A 15,456-nucleotide genomic window follows, 5' to 3' on the forward strand; every position below is an offset into this window, starting at 1 on the left:
ACTAGCCGAGACTGGTCTTAATGGTTCTCTTCGTGCGCCATCGACAGGTAGACGATGGTCAGCATCATGAAGATAAAGGCCTGCAGGGTGATGATCAGGATGTGGAACACAGCCCACGCCCATTGCAGAACCACACCCATCCCGCTGAGCCACAGCAGGCCGCTGCCGAACATCACAGCGATCAGGATGAACACCAGTTCGCCGGCATACATGTTGCCGAACAGACGCAGTGCCAGAGAGATTGGCTTGGCGATCAGGGTCACGAACTCCAGCAGGAAGTTCACCGGAATCAGCAGCGCTTGAACCAGGATGTTCTTGCTGCCGAACGGATGCAGGGTCAGTTCGCCGATGAAGCCGCCGATGCCCTTGACCTTGATGCTGTAGAAAATGATCAGTGCGAACACCGACAGGGCCATGCCCAGGGTCGCATTCGGGTCAGTAGTGGAAACCGCACGGAATGGAATGTGCGGATCGCCCGAGATCAACATGGCCAGTTGTGGAATCCAGTCCACCGGTACCAGGTCGATGGCGTTCATCAGGAACACCCAGACGAAAATGGTCAGCGCCAGCGGTGCAATCACCGGGCTGCGACCGTGGAAGCTGTCCTTCACGCTGCCATCGACGAAGCCAACCATCACCTCGACGAAGTTCTGCAAAGCGCCCGGCACGCCGGAAGTCGCCTTCTTGGCCGCCATGCGGAACAGAAGAATGAAGATCACACCCAGTGCGACAGACCAGCCGAGGGTATCGACGTGGAATGCCCAGAAGCCCATTTCCTTGGCTTCTGCTGCGGAGTGGGCAAAGCCCCAGCTCCCATTGGGTAGCTGACCGAAGGTCAGGTTCTGCAAGTGGTGCTGGATATAGCCCGAAGCGGTTGTTTCTGCTGACATGGTTGCCTCAAACGCCCTAAGGTCTCGAAAGTCTTGTTCTCATTAGCAGGGGAGCGAACCAGCTGACCATCTGGGTCAGCACGAAGACGCCGAATACAGCCAGCGGCGCCAATGGCTTCACACCTGCAAACGTCAGTGCAAACAGCACCGCCGTCAAAATCAGTTTGCCCGCCTCACCGGCATAAAAAGACCGGACGATGGCTTGGGCTGCTCGGGCGCCGGAAAACCGAAATGCCCTGTGAGCGAAATACACATTGGGTAGCAAGGCTATCAGTCCTCCGCAAAGGCCTGAGTATCCGGCTACGACTCCACGCCATTGCCAGAGCGCCAGAGCGGCTATCAGTAGAATGACCAACTGAGCCAATAAAACCGGAAAAACCGCCAAGCGATGAAACGGCAAGCGGTTTGGCGTGCGGGTTTCCATCGCTCTTGCTCCTCAAGGGTCGGCTGCCAGAATTCAATAACTTGGCATAATTTGTGCCGACAAAATGCGCGCAGAGTATAGGGGCGGTTCAGCCCCTATTCAACTGCCGGGTAGTGATTTCCGACTGCGCGCTACATAAGGAAATGTTTCAGCGGATGTGAGCGAGGACGCCTTGCAGCTCATCCAGGGAGTTGTAGCCGATCACCAGCTGACCTTTGCCCTTCTTCCCGTGGCGGATCTGCACCGCAGAGCCCAGGCGCTCGGCCAGGCGCTGCTCGAGGCGAGCGATATCCGGGTCCGGTTTGACCGGTTCGGCAGGCTCCTGCTTGCCGCTCAGCCACTGGCGTACCAGGGCTTCTGTCTGGCGCACCGTCAGGCCTCGTGCGACAACGTGTCGCGCCCCTTCAACCTGTTGATTTTCCGGCAATCCGAGCAATGCACGGGCGTGCCCCATCTCCAGGTCGCCGTGGGACAGCATGGTCTTGATCACCTCAGGCAAGGCAATCAGGCGCAGCAGGTTGGCCACGCTGACGCGGGACTTGCCCACCGCCTCGGCGACCTGTTGCTGAGTCAGCTGGAATTCCTGCTGCAGGCGCTGCAGGGCTACCGCTTCTTCGATGGGATTGAGGTCTTCGCGCTGGATGTTCTCGATCAATGCCATGGCAATGGCGGTTTCATCGGGGACATCGCGGACCATCGCCGGGATGGTTTCCTGGCCAGCCTGCTGGCTGGCACGCCAGCGGCGTTCACCGGCGATGATCTCGAAACGACCACCACCGATAGGGCGCACCACGATCGGCTGCATAACCCCTTGGGTCTTGATCGAGTTCGCCAGTTCTTCCAGCGCTTGCGGATCCATGTCCCGGCGCGGCTGGTACTTGCCGCGCTGAATCAGGTCCAGGGGCAGGTGTTGCAGTTCACGCTGGTCAGCCTGCACCGCTTGTTCTTCCAGTGCGCTGACAGTCGGACCACTCAACAGTGCATCCAGTCCACGTCCGAGACCTCGTTTCTTGACGGCCATGGGGATTCCTTAAGTTGGCTGGGCGGCTGCGGCGCGCGATTGTTTACGTTGCCGGCGAACCATCTCGCCCGCCAAGGCCAGATAGGCCAGCGCGCCACGGGATTGTTTGTCGTACGCCAATGCCGGCATGCCGTAGCTCGGCGCCTCGGCCAAACGGATGTTGCGCGGAATCACGGTGTCGTAGAGCTGATCACCGAAGTGTTCCTTGAGCTGCGCCGACACATCGTTCATCAGGCTCAGGCGCGGGTCGAACATGGTCCGCAGCAAGCCTTCGATCTTCAGCTCCGGGTTGAGCAGTTCAGCGATGCGCTTGATGTTATCCACAAGGTCGCTCAAGCCTTCCAGGGCGTAGTACTCGCACTGCATGGGGATAATCACCCCATCGGCGGCCACCAGGGCATTGAGGGTGAGCATCGACAGCGACGGCGGGCAGTCGATCAGGATGTAGTCGTAGTTCTCACGGATCGGTGCCAGGGCGCTGCGCAGACGGCTTTCCTTCATCTGCATTTCCAGCAGCACCACTTCCGCGGCGGTCAGGTCGCGGTTGGCCGGCAGCAATTGATAACCGCCGTGCTCGGAATAGTGCATGGCCTGGGCCAAGTCGCATTCGCCGATCAGCAGGTCATAGACCGAGTTTTCCAAACCGTGTTTATCCACACCGCTACCCATGGTGGCGTTGCCCTGTGGATCGAGATCGATCAGCAGCACCCGGCGCTTGGTCGCTACCAGGGATGCTGCGAGGTTGATGCAGGTGGTGGTCTTGCCCACGCCACCTTTCTGGTTCGCTATCGCGAATACCTTAGCCATTCTTGCTTGTGTTCCCAATCATGCCGTGCGGCGCAGTATCAGCAGATGGCGTTGGCCTTGGCAACCGGGTACGGCCAAGGCGTGTTCGCTATCGAGGTGGAAGTCTGCCGGCAATGCTAACAGCTCATCCGAGGGATGGACGCCCTTCATTGCCAGCCAGCGTGTATCGCGGTCGCCGAGGTGGCGGGTCCAACTGGTGAAGTTTTCCATGCTGCTGAACGCCCGGGAAATGATCCCGTTGAACGGCCGTTCAGGCGTGAAGGCTTCGACCCGACTGTGGATAACTTGCAGGTTGTCCAGCTTGAGCTCCAGTTTGACCTGGGTCAGGAACCGGGTTTTCTTGCCGTTGCTGTCCAGACAGGTGACCTGCGACTCGGGAAACAGGATCGCCAGCGGGATGCCGGGCATGCCGCCGCCGCTACCGACATCCAGCCAATGGCCGTTTTCGATGAACGACATCACGCTCAGGCTGTCGAGCAAGTGGCGGGAAACCATTTCGTCGGGATCGCGCACCGCGGTCAGGTTGTAGGCCTTGTTCCATTTGATCAACAGGGCCAGGTAGCCCAGCAGCAATTGCTGCTGGGTTTCGCTCAGGCTGACGCCAAGCTGGCGAGCACCTGTGGATAACTCTTCGGCGTGTTTCGAGGTAACCAACGAACTCAAGCGCTTTGCTCCAACTGACGGCCCGCGCCGCGTTTTTTCAAATGAATCATCAACAGGGAAATCGCCGCCGGGGTCACGCCAGGAATCCGTGAGGCCTGGCCCAGGGTTTCCGGACGGGTCGCGCCGAGCTTGCTCTGGATTTCCTTCGACAGTCCGGAAATACCGGAATAGTCGATATCCACAGGCAGCTTGGTGTCTTCGCTGGCACGCAGCCGGGCAATCTCGTCCTGCTGACGGTCGATGTAACCGGCGTACTTGGTCTTGATCTCAACCTGTTCCGCGACCTGCGGGTCTTCTGCGCCCTGCCCAGTCACTTCGACCAGACCAGCGTAGTCGATTTCCGGACGGCTCAAGAGGTTCAACAGGTTGTATTCGTGAGTCAGCGGGGTACCGAATTTTTGCGCGATGGCATCGCCCTGCTCGGTGCCCGGGCGAACCCAGGTGGACTTCAAGCGCTGCTCTTCCAGGGCAATTTCTTCACGCTTCTTGCAAAACGCGGCCCAGCGCACGTCATCCACCAGGCCCAGTTCGCGACCTTTTTCGGTCAGACGCAGGTCAGCGTTGTCTTCGCGCAGGATCAGGCGATATTCCGCCCGGGACGTGAACATCCGGTACGGTTCCTGGGTACCCAGGGTGATCAGGTCGTCTACCAGCACGCCGATGTAGGCTTCGTCGCGACGCGGGCACCAGCTGTCTTTGCCTTGAGCACGCAGTGCCGCATTGGCCCCGGCCAGCAAACCTTGGGCTCCGGCCTCTTCGTAACCGGTGGTGCCGTTGATCTGTCCGGCAAAGAACAGACCGCCGATAACCTTGGTTTCCAGGCTGTACTTCAAGTCCCGCGGGTCGAAGTAGTCATATTCGATGGCATAGCCCGGACGCACGATGTGGGCGTTTTCCATGCCGCGGATCGATTGCACGATCTGCAACTGCACATCGAACGGCAAGGATGTGGATATCCCGTTCGGGTACAGCTCATGGGTGGTCAAGCCTTCGGGTTCGATGAAGACCTGGTGGCTTTCCTTGTCGGCAAAGCGGTGGATCTTGTCTTCGATCGACGGGCAGTAGCGTGGGCCAATGCCTTCGATCACCCCGGAGTACATCGGCGAACGGTCGAGGTTCGAGGCGATGATCTCGTGGGTGCGGGCGTTGGTGTGGGTAATCCAGCAGCTGACCTGCTGCGGATGCTGTTCCTTCGAGCCCAGGAACGACATCACCGGAATCGGCGTATCGCCGGGTTGCTCGGTCATCACCGAGAAATCCACAGAACGGCCATCGATACGCGGCGGGGTGCCGGTTTTCAGGCGGCCGACACGTAACGGCAGCTCCCGCAGTCGTTGCGCCAGGGCAATCGAGGGCGGATCACCGGCCCGACCGCCGGAATAGTTCTGCATGCCGATGTGGATAAGTCCGCCGAGGAAGGTTCCGGTGGTCAACACCACGGATTCGGCGAAGAAACGCAGGCCCATCTGAGTCACGACGCCACGTACCTGATCCTGCTCGACGATCAGGTCGTCGGCCGCCTGTTGAAATATCCACAGGTTGGGCTGGTTTTCCAGAATCTCGCGTACCGCGGCCTTGTACAGAACGCGGTCGGCCTGGGCGCGAGTAGCGCGCACGGCTGGGCCTTTGCGGCTGTTCAAGACGCGAAACTGAATACCACCTTTATCGGTGGCCATGGCCATCGCGCCGCCCAGGGCATCGATTTCCTTGACCAGATGGCTCTTGCCGATCCCGCCAATTGCGGGGTTGCAGCTCATGGCTCCGAGGGTTTCCACGTTATGCGTCAGCAACAGGGTTTTTGCCCCCATGCGTGCTGATGCAAGTGCTGCCTCGGTACCGGCATGACCGCCGCCGATGACGATCACTTCAAAACGGGAAGGGAAATCCACCACGCACCTCGTGCCTGCTTCAAGTAGGAGTAATTAGGAGTAGTTGTTGGGTTGGTTTTTGGACCAAGGCGGCAAGTATAGGGACTTCGCCCTTCCTAAAGAACCCTTTGAACAAAATTTAACCAGCTGTGGATGACTCACGGACAATAGAAATTAAAAAGAAAGAAATTTATTAAAACCTTGTTTTTATGTTTATTCTTATACAGCACCCTATCTGTGGATAAAGCTCTGAAGGCCTTATTATTCAATATGTACAGAGGTTTTGAACTCTGTGGTTAGGTGGTCATGAGGCCCTTGGATAAGCGCTTTAAGCCTGTGGATTAAAGGGGTGGTTATCCACAGAGGGGTTTTTCCTCAGTTTTGAAGCCCGGTTATCAACCGCCCACAAGGGCAGTTATGCACAGGGCTTAATCCACAGGAATACCCTCTGTGGATGAAAATCAGGCAGGGCAGGTCGTACCAGGACCGCAAGAGCTGGCAAAAATGAAGCGCAGAGGGACAACAGACGAGTCAGACAGGCTGCAAGAGCCTGTCTGTGGAACAGAAAGGAAGGCGGTGAGCTAATCGGAGCGCTTGGTCAAGCGTCCCTGAACCCACCAGCTTCCCCCCAGAAACAAGACGATCAGGACCAGCCAGTATTTCTTCAGCAGCGCTTTGATCCCTTCGATGCCTTGTTCACCGGTTATTTCATCCTTTGGCCAGGTGTCCTCTGTGGACAAGGGGCTGTCGTTCCCTTGGGCAATCGAACTGTCCCCAGGAGCAGGTGTTGCTGGCACGGAAGCCGGCGACTCGAAGGCGGCGACACCCGTCGCCGCTGGCGCCTTATCGGTGGAGGGTTGAGCCCAGGCAGCCTGATGGACAAGGGCCAGGCTCAAGATGGCAAGACAAGCATAAAAGCGCATAAACACCCTTTCATCTCCCGCGTTGTGTACAGGGCGGCAATCACATTGCCGGAGTTTTCCATGCGGTCGTCACCCGACGAAGCATGTCCGCGTGACAGCAGCGGCGCGACATGCTGGCCGGCCCTGCCCGGCACGAATATCAGATCAATCTGAAATACCAGCGGATAGTGCGCCGCAATGCCGTGTTGAGTTCTTCAGCCTTGTCCTTCCTGGGTGAGTGGCCACAGGCGAGGGAACAGTGGATGTTCCATCGGCGCTCCTCCCTCCAGTTCGCTCGCCAGCCCCGGAAACTCTGGCGAGGTGCGCCACGGCCGCGGCGCATGACACATGTCCTCGCCAAGAAAGCGCAAGGAGAACGCCCGGCGTCGGCGAGCACCGCCCACACCTCCTGCAGCGTGGAGGGTCAGCATGTGGAAAAACACCGCATCCCCGGGTTCCAGGGCCCAGCCAAGGATGTTCCAGGCTGACCGGTCGGCTTCGATATCCGGGAGATCGGCAAGGCTACCTTCGGGAAACCACTTGGCCTGGTTGTCGAGAAAGGTCCTGGGCATCAGCCAGGGGCCCAGATGGGAGCCGGCGACAAATTCCAGGGTTGACTCGCGCGCCACCGGATCCACGGGCATCCACATGCTGCAGTTCTGCCGTCCCTCTACGTTGTAGTACGGCTGATCCTGGTGCCAGGGCGTGGGCTGGCGAGTGTTGGGTTCCTTGACCAACAGATGATCGTGGTACAACCGGGCGCTGTTGCTGCGCATCAGCTGGCTGGCGACGTGCCCCACCCGGCTGTTGAAGATGAACTGGCGGTATTGGGGATTGTCCTGCCAATTGCAGAAATCCTCGAAAAACCAGCCAGGGTCATCCGCACTGCTGGCCACCTTGGCTCGTTCACTGGGGCTGGCCAGATTCTGTTCGATTCCCTGCTCCAGCAGAGCCACTTCGTCAGCGCTGAAGAGTTGGCGGATACATACGGCACCATCGCGCTGAAAAGCTTCGAGGGTGGATTCCGGCAATTGAAATGTTTGCATGGTGATTTCCTTTTCATTCGTTCAGAGCGTCTTGTTGCCAGGTGCGACGATTGCCACTCAATTCAAGGTGATTTCCCCGGCGGCCATCCGGCCGGGCCGGATCCAGATCCAGTAGGCCAGCGACAGCAGCAACAGCCAGCCTCCCCCGACATAGAGTGCCAGGCGGGTTTCGGGGAATGTGCCGAGCACAACGAAGATGAACAACATGAAAAGCACCGCGCAGATCTGGCCCGCAGCACCAAAAGGCACGGGAAAGTGCAAGGCCGCGATCTCATCCGGACTCAGCCCACGGCGCATGGCCATTTGCGAAAGCAGGATCATCAGCCAGACCCAGACCACCGAAAAGGTCACCATCGAAGCAAAGATCAGGAACAACTCTTGCGGTACCAGGTAATTGAGCAGGACCCCTAGCAACAATGCCCCGGACATCACCAGAACCGTCATCCACGGCACCCCGGACTCGGTGGTCCTGGCGAAAGCCTGCGGGGCCTGGCCAATGGAAGCCATGCCGTACAGCATCCTCCCGGCGCTGAAAATATCGCTGTTGATGGCAGAGATCACTGCGGAAATCACCACCAGGTTCAACACACTGGCCGCCGAACTTATCCCCAGGCCACTGAATATCTGAACGAAGGGGCTGCCCTGGCTACCGATTCCAGACCAGGGAAACAGGGTCAACAACACCAGCAAGGTCAGGACGTAGAAAATCAGGATGCGCAGCGGTACCGAATTGATCGCCTTAGGGATCATGCGCTGCGGATCCTTGGCCTCTCCCGCAGTGATGCCGATCACTTCGATGCCGCCGAAGGCGAACATGACCACGGTGAAGGACGCGATCATGCCCTCGAGGCCATTGGGGAAGAAGCCGCCATGCATCCACAGGTTGCTCAGGCTGGCGGTTTCCGTGCCCTGCCCCAGCTGGATTCCGAAAAACAACAGGGTAAAGCCGCCGGCGATCATCGCAATGATTGCCCCGACCTTGAGCAGGGACAGCCAGAATTCCATCTCGCCGAAGACCCGCACACTGCACAGGTTCAGCGCACCGATGCCCAGGACTATGCCCAGTACCCAGATCCAGCGTGGGGTATCGGGAAACCAGAATCCCATGTAGATGCCGAAGGCGGTGACATCTGCCAGGCACACCATCAACATCGAGAAGGCGTAGCTCCAGCCGGTAAGAAAGCCGGCAAAACGGCCCAGGTACTGGCTGGCGTAATGGCTGAATGATCCGGACACCGGGTTCTTCACCGCCATTTCGCCCAGGGCACGCATGGTCAGGTATATCGCGGCGCCACCGATCAGATAGGCCAGCAGTACCGACGGCCCGGCTCGCTGAATGGCTGCCGCTGAACCATAAAACAGACCTGTTCCGATGGCCGAGCCCAGGGCGATGAAACGGATGTGCCGAGTGCTCAGGCCGCGATGTAGAGCGGTGCTTGCGTTAGCCATGACTGTTCCTTGAATGCACGGGACCTGAGAGAAATCGATGGCCATCGGCTCTGTTGCCGACTCGATTTCTTCGGATGTACGAACCTGTACACCAGGTCTCGATGCAAATTGGGAACCACCTGGGGAAGTCCGGTAAATAACGCAGAAATGAAGGCGAAGACGCCAAGTAATGCGGCTAAATGAGCCAATCCTGGCAATTTGAGTGTTACGCAACCGAGCCCCACCAGGAAAGGGGGACAAAGGTAACGCCGATGGGCACCGATGATCCGGCTCGGAGCGAGGGGGCTAAAATCGCAAAATCTGCAAATCGCCCCCTCATACAGTGGACCGCCAAGGAGGCCCCCATGAAACCCGCAACGCGAATCCACTACGCCCAACGCATGGAACCGGTCCTGCGGTGGCTGGCCAGCCACCCTCACTGCGATCCGGATCTGTACCAACTGGCGGATCTGGCCTGCATGTCGCCTTATCACTTTCACCGTATCTACCGAGCGATGCTGGGAGAGACCGTGAATGCCTCGGTGCAACGTATCCGCATGCACCAGGCAGCGGTGGCATTGGCCGGGTCGCAGGAGGCAGTGCATGAGGTGGCTTCGCGGGCCGGGTACGAATCGAGCGCCGCCTTCAACCGGGCATTTGCCGCTACGTTCGGGTTGCCCCCCGGCCGCTATCGCGAAACCCGTTCCCGCCCTTTCGCTCCCGAGGAGTCAGGCATGTACCCCATCACTCTAGAAACCTTCCCCGGCGTCACCCTGGCAACATTGCCCCACCGCGGCAGCTATCAGGAGATCGGCCCAGTGTTCACCCGGCTCTTCATGCTGGCAGCCAGCCGGGACCTTGCCCAGCCGGATGCCTGTGGTTTTGGCGTGTACTTCGACGATCCCGAACAGGTGCCGCCGGCGCAACAGCGTTCACTGGCTGGCCTATCGGTCGATCCGGATGCCCACCTGGGGGAAGACCTGGAAAGGTTCGACATCCCCGAAGGACGCTATGCGATCCTGAGCTATACCGGCCCCTACAACGAGATGGGCAAAGCCTACAGTTGGATGTTCTCCGAATGGTTGCCCGGCAGCGGCTTGATACCGGCGAACTTTCCGATGTTCGAACAGTATGTGAACGACCCGCGCAGTACCCCGCCGGCGCAGTTGCAAACGCGGATCTATTTGCCGCTGGGGTAAGTAGAGCGCACTAGCAGGTGGTGGCTTATTTTCCCGCACGCAAGGACACCGGGACGCCCCAGACCGGGTCTTCCAGGCCTTGCTTGCCCAGCGGCGTAATCTGCATGGGTTCAAGCCTGGACAGCATCTGCTGGTGTTGCGCGCTGAGGTTCTTGCGCTGGGCGATGAACTTCTGCGAAAACTCCATTGGCGCCGGGCGGGTGTAGACAGTCATGTTCTCCAAAGGACACTCGATCATCTTGGGTTCGACCGCTCGGCACCCGGACTGCTGGTACTTGTAGCTGGGAGTTTTCAGGTGCATGCGCTGGCTCAGCACCAACTGGCCGCCTTTGAGGGTAAAGCTGGCCAATGCCTGCTTGGGGGGAATGCGCGACTGCACCTTGATCGCGGGGATATCGCGGTACTGCGTATCTTCACGGTAGCCCGCTGCCCCGGTCTGCCTGGTGTCGTTGTATTGTTGCTCCCCCTGGCTCACACAGGCCCCCGAAGCCATGTGCACGGCAGTGCAGACCGTGCGGGTCTTGGTCTCCGTCAGGTAGCTGGCGTCATGCCAGTTGGTCTGCTTGTAGAACTCTCGATAGAGTTCCGGCGACAGATAGGAGGTGCCGTTGGCACCGCGCCCCGAGCCGATCGCGCCATTCTTGGCACCGACCTGGTCGAGCTGGGCATTCAACCGGTAATCATCACCGCCAGTCAGCAAGTACTTGCCCGGTGGCAAGACATGAACTTCGAACGACTGGAACAGGTAGACCGTCTTGGTGTCCTTTTGCAGCGAATTATTCTGGAAGCCGCGGCTGAAGGTCACCTGCGGTGCCGCTTCGTTCATCCAGATGACCCGGGTGGTGTACTGGGTCATGGCCATTGCATCTCCCAGCTTGGGGTGCGGTGTCAGATCAGCCACCAACACCACGGCCATGTCCGATTTGAGTGCTTCATCGATCAGGTCCAGCAACTGCGAATAGCGTGGATCATCCCGGGTGCCTTCAGCGCTCATGAACTGATTGGGCGCACACCCCGACAGGGCAAGCGATAGGGCCAGGGTGGGCAAGGCAAATCGAAGTCGTGGCAAGGTCATAGATCGATCCTTGATCAGGGGGAGTGGATAATTGAGCCCCACATGCTACTGAATCGAGGTCGGATCGCGATACCCACGCGTGGGGGCTTCCGCTCGGCGGAATGGGCAGACATGTCCTGCAGCGCCAGGACCGTGGTTCAGTTGGTCGCGCGGCATCGCCGCGCTTGCAGGACGCTTTGAAAAGTCATTTACCGATGCAGAAGCTGGAGAAAATACGCCCCAGCAGATCGTCGGAGCTGAAGGCTCCAGTGATTTCCCCCAGGGACTGCTGGGCCTGACGCAGATCCTCGGCCAGCAGTTCGCCCGCCCCCGCCAGGGTCAGTTGCGCGCGGCCATGCTCCAGCGCGGCGCTGGCATAGCGCAAGGCTTCTAAGTGCCTGCGTCGAGCACTGAAGCTGCTTTCAGAGGTTTGTTCGTACCCCATGCAGGCTTTCAGGTGATCGCGCAGCAACTCCAGCCCGGTGTCGGCCGACATGGCACTGAGGCTGATGGTGACATGGCCGTCGTCACAGGTTTCCAGGGCGATGGGTTCGCCCGTGAGGTCGGCCTTGTTGCGGATCAGGGTGACCTTGGCCGGATCCGGGCGCTGCTCGAGAAACTCCGGCCACAGGGCGAAGGGATCTGCTGCCTCGGCAGCCGTGGCATCCACCACCAGCAGTACCCGATCAGCCTCGCGGATAGCCTTGAGCGCACGTTCGACGCCAATCTTTTCCACTTGATCCTCGGTATCCCGCAATCCGGCGGTATCCACTACGTGCAAGGGCATGCCGTCGATGTGGATATGTTCGCGCAGAATGTCCCGGGTAGTGCCGGCGATATCGGTAACGATGGCAGCCTCGCGCCCGGCCAGGGCATTGAGCAGGCTGGATTTGCCAGCGTTCGGGCGCCCGGCGATCACCACGGTCATGCCGTCACGAAGCAAGGCCCCCTGCCCGGCCTCCCGCAGTACTGTGGATAACTCATCGCGAACCGCATCGAGCATGGTCAGCACGTGGCCATCGGCGAGGAAGTCGATTTCCTCCTCGGGGAAATCGATGGCCGCTTCGACATAGATCCGCAGGGCGATCAGTTGCTCGGTCAAGTTATGCACACGCTGGGAAAACGCGCCTTGCAGCGAACGCAGGGCATTGCGCGCAGCTTGTGCAGAACTGGCCTCGATCAGGTCGGCGATGGCTTCGGCCTGGGCCAGGTCGAGCTTGTCGTTGAGAAACGCGCGTTCGCTGAATTCCCCTGGTCGGGCCAGGCGACAACCCAGGCCGAGGCAACGCTGCAGCAGCATATCTAGGACAACGGGACCGCCGTGCCCCTGGAGCTCCAGTACATCTTCGCCGGTGAAGGAGTTCGGCCCCGGGAAATACAAGGCAATGCCTTCATCCAGAACCTCTCCCTGCTCACCCACAAAGGGGCCGTAATGAGCGAATCGCGGCTTCAATTCGCGACCACTGATGGCCTTGGCGGCCATGCCCGCCAGGGGCCCGGAAATCCGTACGATGCCCACGCCACCGCGACCTTGGGCGGTAGCAATGGCAGCGATGGTTTCACGAGGAATAGTCATAACCGCAAATCCAGACAAAAGTGACAGATAGCAAAACGCCCCACTAGGGGGCGTCTTGTGTGGTTATCCACAGCGTAGGTCAGGCAGCTTCTTTCTTGGTAGCCGCTTCGATCTTACGAGTGATGTACCACTGTTGGGCGATCGACAGGCAGTTGTTGACTACCCAGTACAGCACCAGACCAGCAGGGAACCAGAGGAAGAAGAAGGTGAAGATGATAGGCATCATTTTCATCACCTTGGCCTGCATCGGATCCGGCGGCGTCGGGTTCAACTGCTGCTGGATGAACATGGTGGCGCCCATGATGATCGGCAGGATGAAGAACGGATCCTTGATCGACAGGTCGGTAATCCACAGCATGAACGGTGCCTGGCGCATTTCCACGCTTTCCAGGAGCACCCAGTACAAGGACAGGAAGACCGGCATCTGCACCAGGATCGGCAAGCAGCCACCCAGCGGATTGATCTTCTCTTTCTTGTACAGCTCCATCATCGCCTGGGACATTTTCTGACGATCGTCGCCGAATTTTTCCTTCAGCGCGGCCAGTTTCGGTGCCACTGCACGCATACGTGCCATGGACTTGTAGCTGGCGGCCGACAGTGGGAAGAAGATCCCCTTGATCAGCATGGTCAGGAAAATGATCGACCAGCCCCAGTTACCTACCAGGCTGTGGATATGTTGCAGCAGCCAGAAGATCGGCTGAGCAATGAACCACAGGAAACCGTAGTCCACGGTCAGTTCCAGACCTGGGGACAACTCTTTCAGCACCGCCTGGCTTTTCGGACCGGCGTAGAGAATGGCACTGGTTTCAGCTTTGGCACCCGGAGCAACGGTCAGCGAAGGACCGGTGTAGCCGATGATGTAGTTGCCTTTGCTGTCCTTGCGCGCCAGTACCTGGTTGTTCTCGCCTTTTGGCGGAATCCAGGCAGTCACGAAGTAGTGCTGCAGCCAGGCGACCCAGCCACCTTGAACGTTTTCAGTGATCGGGGCCTTGGATTTGTCCTCGTTCACCTTGTCCATGTCTTTCATGGACACTTTCTTGTACGGCTCGGAACTTGTCCACAGGGCGGCGCCCAGGTAAGTCGCGGTGCCGGTGGCGGTGCTGGAGGACGGATCGGAACTGGCGTCGCGCTTGAGCTGGGCGAACATCGCACCGGTCCAAGGTTGAGCGCTTTCGTTGTCGATCAGGTAGGAAACGGTGATGTCATACAGGCCACGCTTCAGGGTGAAGCGCTTGATGTAGTTGACGCCGTCCTTGCTGAACTTCAGGTCGACCACCAGTTGGTCCTGACCGTCAGCCAGTTGATAACTTTTCTTCTCCGAGGAGTAGACAGGACGACCAGCCGGGTTGGCATCCGGGCCGTTGCTGCCAATCAGGCCGCTTTGCGCCAGATAAGTCCGTTCGTTGCCGTTGTCGAACAGCTGGAAGGGAATTTCCGGGTGGTCCTGACGACGTGGATACAGTGGCAGGCGCAGTTGCGCGATATCCCCACCTTGTGGATCGACAGCCAGGTCAAGCACGTCCGTTTTGATCTGAATGAGATCTTTGCTGACAGCTACCGGTGCTTCGGCAGGTGCAGTTGTATCACTGGCTGCACGCGGGATGTCGTCGTTGGCAGCAGGAGTGCCAGTTGGCGTATCCGGCAAGCCCGGAGTGGTCGTGCTGGAAGCAACATTCTGAGTCGGCAGGGCAGCTTGGCCATAATCCTGGTTCCATTTAAGAACCATGACGTAGGACACGATTGCCAGGGCGACGATCAGGATCGTGCGTTTGATATCCATGATTACTCGGCCATCGAAGAAGAACGGGAGGTAGGGATAGGTGGAACCGGGTCATAACCACCGGGATTCCACGGATGACAGCGACCTAAACGACGAAAGGTCAGCCAGCCACCGCGCAGAAGGCCATGATTTTCGATGGCTTCCAACGCGTAGCAGGAACAACTGGGGTAGAAACGACAGTGATTGGCCATCAGAGGACTAATGGCATAGCGATAAAACTGGATCGGAACGAGGGCCAGTTTACGCATCAGGACTGTCTACCCCTACAGTTTCGGATTTCACCGCTGGTTCCGGCTTGTTGCGTGCCAGACGTTTCCAGAGTTTGCCGAAATGCTGAATCAATTCGGGGTTTTCTACATCGCCCAAACCTTTGCGCGCGACGATAACGATGTCCCATCCGACCAGAGACTCCTGGTGGAGGCGAAACGATTCGCGCATCAGACGCTTGAGGCGATTGCGCTCAACGGAGAGTTTTACGCTCTTTTTCCCGATCACAAGCCCCAGACGGGGATGATCGAGGTCGTTGTTGCGCGCAAGGAGCAGGAGATTTTTCCCCGGAACCTTGCCGGTAGGGGAGTCAAAGACCGCCTTGAAGTGCCGGGGGGTAAGCAGACGCTTTTCCCGACTGAAGTCCTGACTCACCTCCAGTGCCGGATTATCAAACTGCCAGACGCGCACGACCTTTGGCGCGACGACGCGACAGGACGGCGCGACCGTTCTTGGTAGCCATGCGAGCACGGAAACCGTGGGTACGAGCGCGTTTGATAGTGCTTGGTTGGAAAGTACGTTTCATGTCGT

16 protein-coding genes are annotated in these 15,456 nt (G+C 58.8%); 1 reads left to right on the top strand and 15 read right to left on the bottom strand.

The features are described from left to right. Positions 1 to 17 precede the first annotated feature (17 nt). The 9 genes from atpB to ACZ5BO_RS01005 form a co-directional block, all read right to left on the bottom strand. Complete coding sequence (atpB, locus tag ACZ5BO_RS00965) at positions 18 to 890, bottom strand: F0F1 ATP synthase subunit A (RefSeq protein WP_025132141.1); 873 nt, start codon at positions 888 to 890, stop codon at positions 18 to 20. A gap of 16 nt (positions 891 to 906) precedes the next feature. Beyond that, positions 907 to 1,314: a F0F1 ATP synthase subunit I gene (locus ACZ5BO_RS00970; protein WP_025132140.1), complete on the bottom strand. Its 408-nt coding sequence runs from the start codon at positions 1,312 to 1,314 to the stop codon at positions 907 to 909. Between the two features lie 148 nt (positions 1,315 to 1,462). Continuing rightward, positions 1,463 to 2,335 (bottom strand): ParB/RepB/Spo0J family partition protein, encoded by an 873-nt coding sequence (locus ACZ5BO_RS00975; protein WP_025132139.1) that lies wholly within the window; start codon positions 2,333 to 2,335, stop codon positions 1,463 to 1,465. A gap of 9 nt (positions 2,336 to 2,344) precedes the next feature. After that, positions 2,345 to 3,142 carry a ParA family protein gene (locus tag ACZ5BO_RS00980; RefSeq protein ID WP_025132138.1) on the bottom strand — a complete coding sequence of 266 codons (798 nt, stop codon included), beginning with the start codon at positions 3,140 to 3,142 and terminating at the stop codon, positions 2,345 to 2,347. 18 nt (positions 3,143 to 3,160) lie between these two features. Continuing rightward, positions 3,161 to 3,805: a 16S rRNA (guanine(527)-N(7))-methyltransferase RsmG gene (gene rsmG, locus ACZ5BO_RS00985; protein WP_025132137.1), complete on the bottom strand. Its 645-nt coding sequence runs from the start codon at positions 3,803 to 3,805 to the stop codon at positions 3,161 to 3,163. Continuing rightward, positions 3,802 to 5,694 (bottom strand): tRNA uridine-5-carboxymethylaminomethyl(34) synthesis enzyme MnmG, encoded by a 1,893-nt coding sequence (gene mnmG, locus ACZ5BO_RS00990; RefSeq protein WP_464697787.1) that lies wholly within the window; start codon positions 5,692 to 5,694, stop codon positions 3,802 to 3,804. The genes rsmG and mnmG overlap by 4 nt, the downstream gene beginning before the upstream one ends. A 560-nt stretch (positions 5,695 to 6,254) precedes the next feature. Then, positions 6,255 to 6,596, bottom strand: coding sequence for a hypothetical protein (locus ACZ5BO_RS00995; protein WP_464697789.1), 342 nt, complete (start codon positions 6,594 to 6,596; stop codon positions 6,255 to 6,257). A gap of 194 nt (positions 6,597 to 6,790) precedes the next feature. Next, entirely contained in the window at positions 6,791 to 7,621 is an 831-nt protein-coding gene (locus tag ACZ5BO_RS01000) for a phytanoyl-CoA dioxygenase family protein (RefSeq protein WP_025132134.1), read from the bottom strand. A 57-nt stretch (positions 7,622 to 7,678) separates the two neighbouring features. After that, positions 7,679 to 9,070, bottom strand: coding sequence for an amino acid permease (locus ACZ5BO_RS01005; RefSeq protein WP_464697791.1), 1,392 nt, complete (start codon positions 9,068 to 9,070; stop codon positions 7,679 to 7,681). A gap of 344 nt (positions 9,071 to 9,414) precedes the next feature. On the opposite strand from ACZ5BO_RS01005, the gene ACZ5BO_RS01010 reads away from it, so the two are divergent. Then, a complete protein-coding gene (locus tag ACZ5BO_RS01010; RefSeq protein ID WP_025132132.1) occupies positions 9,415 to 10,248 on the top strand; it encodes an AraC family transcriptional regulator in 834 nt (277 codons plus the stop codon). Between the two features lie 25 nt (positions 10,249 to 10,273). On the opposite strand, the gene ACZ5BO_RS01015 is transcribed toward ACZ5BO_RS01010, so the two are convergent. From ACZ5BO_RS01015 to rpmH, 6 genes are all read right to left on the bottom strand, one after another. Continuing rightward, complete coding sequence (locus ACZ5BO_RS01015; protein WP_025132131.1) at positions 10,274 to 11,323, bottom strand: hypothetical protein; 1,050 nt, start codon at positions 11,321 to 11,323, stop codon at positions 10,274 to 10,276. A 184-nt stretch (positions 11,324 to 11,507) separates the two neighbouring features. Further along, positions 11,508 to 12,878 carry a tRNA uridine-5-carboxymethylaminomethyl(34) synthesis GTPase MnmE gene (gene mnmE, locus ACZ5BO_RS01020; RefSeq protein WP_025132130.1) on the bottom strand — a complete coding sequence of 457 codons (1,371 nt, stop codon included), beginning with the start codon at positions 12,876 to 12,878 and terminating at the stop codon, positions 11,508 to 11,510. 79 nt (positions 12,879 to 12,957) lie between these two features. Continuing rightward, a complete protein-coding gene (gene yidC / locus ACZ5BO_RS01025; protein ID WP_025132129.1) occupies positions 12,958 to 14,658 on the bottom strand; it encodes a membrane protein insertase YidC in 1,701 nt (566 codons plus the stop codon). A gap of 2 nt (positions 14,659 to 14,660) precedes the next feature. Further along, a complete protein-coding gene (gene yidD / locus ACZ5BO_RS01030; RefSeq protein ID WP_003213574.1) occupies positions 14,661 to 14,906 on the bottom strand; it encodes a membrane protein insertion efficiency factor YidD in 246 nt (81 codons plus the stop codon). Beyond that, positions 14,899 to 15,300 carry a ribonuclease P protein component gene (rnpA, locus tag ACZ5BO_RS01035; protein ID WP_218188941.1) on the bottom strand — a complete coding sequence of 134 codons (402 nt, stop codon included), beginning with the start codon at positions 15,298 to 15,300 and terminating at the stop codon, positions 14,899 to 14,901. Before rnpA ends, yidD begins: the two co-directional genes overlap by 8 nt. Positions 15,301 to 15,316: 16 nt before the next feature. Next, positions 15,317 to 15,451 carry a 50S ribosomal protein L34 gene (rpmH, locus tag ACZ5BO_RS01040; RefSeq protein ID WP_003213577.1) on the bottom strand — a complete coding sequence of 45 codons (135 nt, stop codon included), beginning with the start codon at positions 15,449 to 15,451 and terminating at the stop codon, positions 15,317 to 15,319. Positions 15,452 to 15,456: the final 5 nt, after the last annotated feature.

Source organism: Pseudomonas sp. FFPRI_1, from assembly GCF_055384485.1.

What these genes read in the sequence shown, in the direction of transcription:
- atpB (WP_025132141.1), bottom strand. Translation starts at nt 890, where the DNA reads ATGTCAGCAGAAACAACCGCTTCGGGCTATATCCAGCACCACTTGCAG.
- ACZ5BO_RS00970 (WP_025132140.1), bottom strand. Translation starts at nt 1,314, where the DNA reads ATGGAAACCCGCACGCCAAACCGCTTGCCGTTTCATCGCTTGGCGGTT.
- ACZ5BO_RS00975 (WP_025132139.1), bottom strand. Translation starts at nt 2,335, where the DNA reads ATGGCCGTCAAGAAACGAGGTCTCGGACGTGGACTGGATGCACTGTTG.
- ACZ5BO_RS00980 (WP_025132138.1), bottom strand. Translation starts at nt 3,142, where the DNA reads ATGGCTAAGGTATTCGCGATAGCGAACCAGAAAGGTGGCGTGGGCAAG.
- ACZ5BO_RS00995 (WP_464697789.1), bottom strand. Translation starts at nt 6,596, where the DNA reads ATGCGCTTTTATGCTTGTCTTGCCATCTTGAGCCTGGCCCTTGTCCAT.
- ACZ5BO_RS01000 (WP_025132134.1), bottom strand. Translation starts at nt 7,621, where the DNA reads ATGCAAACATTTCAATTGCCGGAATCCACCCTCGAAGCTTTTCAGCGC.
- ACZ5BO_RS01005 (WP_464697791.1), bottom strand. Translation starts at nt 9,070, where the DNA reads ATGGCTAACGCAAGCACCGCTCTACATCGCGGCCTGAGCACTCGGCAC.
- ACZ5BO_RS01010 (WP_025132132.1), top strand. Translation starts at nt 9,415, where the DNA reads ATGAAACCCGCAACGCGAATCCACTACGCCCAACGCATGGAACCGGTC.
- ACZ5BO_RS01015 (WP_025132131.1), bottom strand. Translation starts at nt 11,323, where the DNA reads ATGACCTTGCCACGACTTCGATTTGCCTTGCCCACCCTGGCCCTATCG.
- mnmE (WP_025132130.1), bottom strand. Translation starts at nt 12,878, where the DNA reads ATGACTATTCCTCGTGAAACCATCGCTGCCATTGCTACCGCCCAAGGT.
- yidC (WP_025132129.1), bottom strand. Translation starts at nt 14,658, where the DNA reads ATGGATATCAAACGCACGATCCTGATCGTCGCCCTGGCAATCGTGTCC.
- yidD (WP_003213574.1), bottom strand. Translation starts at nt 14,906, where the DNA reads ATGCGTAAACTGGCCCTCGTTCCGATCCAGTTTTATCGCTATGCCATT.
- rpmH (WP_003213577.1), bottom strand. Translation starts at nt 15,451, where the DNA reads ATGAAACGTACTTTCCAACCAAGCACTATCAAACGCGCTCGTACCCAC.